3 protein-coding genes are annotated in these 4,477 nt (G+C 62.5%); all 3 read left to right on the forward strand.

Going from position 1 to position 4,477, the window contains the following annotated elements:
• Window positions 1–1,080 (forward strand): glycine cleavage system aminomethyltransferase GcvT (gene gcvT, locus AC2FIP_RS20575; protein WP_496787986.1); only part of this gene is annotated, 1,080 nt, incomplete at its 5' end.
• A gap of 18 nt (window positions 1,081–1,098) precedes the next feature.
• A complete protein-coding gene (gcvH, locus tag AC2FIP_RS20580) occupies window positions 1,099–1,464 on the forward strand; it encodes a glycine cleavage system protein GcvH (RefSeq protein ID WP_058271403.1) in 366 nt (121 codons plus the stop codon).
• A gap of 112 nt (window positions 1,465–1,576) precedes the next feature.
• Window positions 1,577–4,432: an aminomethyl-transferring glycine dehydrogenase gene (gene gcvP, locus AC2FIP_RS20585; protein ID WP_496787988.1), complete on the forward strand. Its 2,856-nt coding sequence runs from the start codon at window positions 1,577–1,579 to the stop codon at window positions 4,430–4,432.
• Window positions 4,433–4,477 lie beyond the last annotated feature (45 nt).

Here is a 4,477-nt window from a genome sequence, read left to right on the forward strand (position 1 = left end):
CGCACGCCTTTGCATGGTTTGCATGTTGAGTTGGGAGGTAAGTTGGTTGATTTTGCTGGTTGGGAGATGCCTGTTCAGTATCCTTTGGGGATTATGGGGGAGCATAAGCAGTGTCGTGAGAAAGCGGCGTTGTTTGATGTGTCTCATATGGGCCAGGTGATCCTTCGGGGTGAGAATGTGGGTGAGAAGCTGGAAGCTTTGTGCCCGCAGGCCTATGCGACCCTGAAGCCGGGCAAGGCGCGGTACGGGTTTTTCACCAATGCGGACGGCGGGATCATGGATGATCTGATCGTGTCGAACGCGGGGGATCACTACTTTGTGGTGGTGAACGCAGCGCTGCGCCATCAGGACATTCCGCATATGCGCGATAATCTGGATGGCGTCGAAGTGACCGAGATTTTCGACCGCGCGCTTGTGGCGGTCCAGGGCCCTGCGGCGGAAAACGTGGTGGGGGAACTCTGCCCGGCGGCGCGGGATCTGAAGTTCATGGAAACCACCGTGGCGGATATCAACGGTGTTGAGTGCCGCATCTCGCGGCTGGGCTACACCGGCGAGGACGGGTACGAGATCTCGATCCCCGAGGACAAGGCGATCGAGGTCAGCAAGGCGTTCCTGGCGCATGAGGATTGCGAAGCGGCCGGTCTGGGCGCGCGCGACAGCCTGCGGCTGGAGGCCGGCCTGTGCCTTTATGGCAATGACATCGACCAGAGCACCTCGCCGATTGAGGCCTCGTTGGCTTGGGCGATCCAGAAGCGCCGCAAGGAAGAGGGCGGTTTCCCGGGTGCCGAGCGCGTGCAGAAGGAACTGGCCGAAGGCCCCGCCAAAAAGCTGGTTGGCATCAAGCCCGATGGCCGCGCACCAGCGCGTCAGGGTGTGGAAATCCAGTGCAGCAATGGCAATACGATCGGCCAGATCACCTCGGGCGTATTTGGCCCCACGGTCGGCGGACCGGTGGCGATGGGCTATGTGTCCAACGGCCACGGTGAGCCGGGCGAGACGGTGAACCTGATCATCCGGGGCAAGCCGCAGCCGGCGCAGATCGTGGCGCTGCCCTTCGTCAAACAGAATTACAAGCGTTGAAGTCAGGAGAGAGACAACATGGCAACCTATTATTCCGAAGAGCATGAATGGCTGACCGTCGAAGGCGACACAGCCACTCTGGGCATCACCAAGCACGCGGCTGAACAGCTGGGCGACGTGGTGTTCGTGGAGCAGCAGGAAGCAGGCGACGAGTTCGAAAAGGGCGGCGAGATCGGCGTGATCGAATCCGTCAAGGCCGCCTCCGAGCTGTATGCCCCCGTCGATGGCGAGATCACGGAAGTGAACGAAGCGCTGGCCGACAACCCCGGCGCGCTGAACGAAGATCCCGAAGGCGAGGCCTGGATCTACAAGATCAAGATCGCGGATGCCGCGCAGCTGGAGGATCTGATGGATCTGGACGGCTACAAGGCCCTGATCGGGTAAACCCAAACGGCGGGTCCTTTCGCGGATCCGCCCCTTCATCTGGCTAAAAATATCCCCGCCGGAGGCTCCTGCCAGAGCGGCCGGGCGAGACATTCCCTGAGGAGCATGACCTATGGCCTTCAAACTGACCGACTACGAAGCCTATGACTTCGCCAACCGCCGCCATATCGGGCCCAGCCCGACGGAAATGCGCGACATGCTCAAGGTGATCGGCTTCACGACGCTGGATCAGCTGATTGACGCCACCGTCCCCCCTGCGATCCGGCAGAAGGAAGCGCTGGACTGGGGTCCGGCGATGACCGAGCGCGATGCGCTGTTCCACATGAAAGAGGTGGCGAGCAAGAACAAGGTTCTGACCTCGCTGATTGGTCAGGGCTATTACGGCACCACCACGCCTGCGCCGATCCTGCGCAATATCCTGGAAAACCCGGCCTGGTACACGGCGTACACGCCTTATCAGCCCGAGATCAGCCAGGGCCGGCTTGAGGCGCTGCTGAACTTCCAGACCATGGTCAGCGATCTGACCGGGCTGGACGTGGCCAACGCATCCCTGCTGGACGAAGCAACCGCTGCTGCCGAGGCGATGGCGATGGCCAAGCGCGGTGGCCGGTCCAAGGCCAATAACGCGGCTTTCTTCGTCGATAAAAACTGCCACCCGCAGACCATTGCGGTGATCAAAACCCGCGCCGAGCCTCTGGGCATCGACGTACAGGTGGCTGATCCGGATACGATGGACGCGGGCGCGGTGTTTGGCGCGATCTTCCAGTATCCCGGCACGCATGGACATGTGCGCGACTTCACCGCCGAGATCGCGGCGCTGCATGAACATAAAGCCATTGCCATCGTTGCCGCCGACATCCTGTCGCTGGCACTGCTGAAATCCCCCGGCGAGATGGGCGCGGATATCGCCATCGGTTCGACCCAGCGCTTTGGCGTGCCGATGGGCTATGGCGGCCCGCACGCGGCCTATATGGCGACCACCGACAAGCTGAAGCGGTCGATGCCCGGCCGGATCATCGGCGTCAGCATCGACAGCCGGGGCAACAAGGCCTATCGCCTGGCGCTGCAGACCCGCGAACAGCATATCCGCCGCGAGAAGGCCAACTCGAATGTCTGCACCGCGCAGGCGCTGCTGGCCGTCATTGCGTCGATGTATGCGGTTTATCACGGCCCTGATGGCATCAAGGCCATTGCGCAATCGGTGCACCGCAAGACCTCGCGCCTGGCCGCCGGTCTGGAAGAGGCGGGCTTTGCCGTGGAACCGGAAGTGTTCTTTGACACCATCACGGTCGAGGTCGGCCATCTGCAGAATGTCGTGATGGAGGCCGCCGTGGCCCGCGGCGTCAACCTGCGCAAGGTCGGCGACAGCAAGGTCGGCATCAGCCTGGACGAACAGACCCGGCCCGAGACCATCGAGGCCGTCTGGGGTGCCTTCGGCATCGATCGGGCGGATGACAGCTCGAACAAGCAATACCGCCTGCCGGATTACGCGCTGCGTGAAAGCGAATATCTGACCCACGAGATCTTCCACAAGAACCGGGCCGAGGCCGAGATCACGCGGTACATGCGCCGTCTCGCCGACCGCGACCTGGCGTTGGACCGGGCGATGATCCCGCTGGGCTCCTGCACGATGAAGCTGAACGCCACGATCGAGATGATCCCGGTCACCTGGCCCGAGTTCGGCAATCTACACCCGTTCTGCCCCGAAGATCAGGCACAGGGCTATCACGAGATGATTGCCGATCTGAACGACAAGCTGTGCCAGATCACCGGCTATGACGCGATCTCGCAGCAGCCCAACTCGGGCGCGCAGGGCGAGTACGCAGGCCTGCTGACCATCCGCAACTATCACGCCGCGCGGGGTGAGGCGCATCGCAATGTCTGCCTGATCCCCACTTCGGCCCATGGCACCAACCCGGCCTCGGCCCAGATGGTGGGCTATCAGGTGGTGCCGGTGCAAGCGGATGAGAAGGGCAACATTGATGTCGCCGATTTCCGCGCCAAGGCGGAAAAGCATTCTGACCATCTGGCCGCCTGCATGATTACCTACCCGTCGACCCATGGCGTGTTCGAGACCACCGTTCAGGAGGTCTGCCAGATCACCCATGATCACGGCGGTCAGGTCTATATCGACGGCGCCAACATGAACGCCATGGTCGGCCTGTCGCGTCCTGGTGACATTGGTGGCGACGTCAGCCACCTGAACCTGCACAAGACCTTCTGCATCCCGCATGGCGGTGGCGGCCCCGGCATGGGTCCGATCGGCGTCAAAGCGCATCTGGAGGAACACCTGCCCGGCCACCCGGAATACGGCACCGCCGTCGGTCCGGTCTCGGCGGCACCGTTTGGGTCTCCGTCGATCCTGCCGGTCAGTTGGGCCTATGTGCTGCTGATGGGCGGTGCGGGTCTGACCCAGGCCACGAAAGTGGCGATCCTGAACGCCAACTATATCGCGGCCCGGCTGCAGGACGCCTATCCGATCCTGTACACCTCGGAAACAGGCCGGGTGGCGCATGAATGTATCCTTGACACCCGTCCTCTGGATGAGGCGGCCCATGTCAGCGTCGACGATGTGGCCAAGCGTTTGGTCGATTCCGGCTTCCACGCGCCCACCATGTCCTGGCCGGTGGCCGGAACCCTGATGGTCGAGCCCACCGAGTCGGAACCCAAGGACGAGCTGGATCGCTTCTGCGACGCCATGCTGTCCATCCGGGCCGAGGCGCAGGACATCATCGACGGCAAGATCGACGCGGAGAACAACCCGCTGAAAAACGCCCCCCATACGGTGCGCGATCTGGTCGGCGACTGGGACCGCCCATACACCCGCGAACAGGCCTGCTTCCCCCCGGGCTCCATGGGCGTCGACAAATACTGGTCCCCCGTCAACCGCGTCGACAACGCATACGGAGACCGAAACCTCATCTGCACATGCCCACCAATGTCCGAATACGAAGACGCAGCTGAGTAAACAGACGACAACCAGATCAGCCCCCGCACTGGCCAGGGGCTGATC

This window comes from Ruegeria sp. CDSB114, from assembly GCF_059611025.1.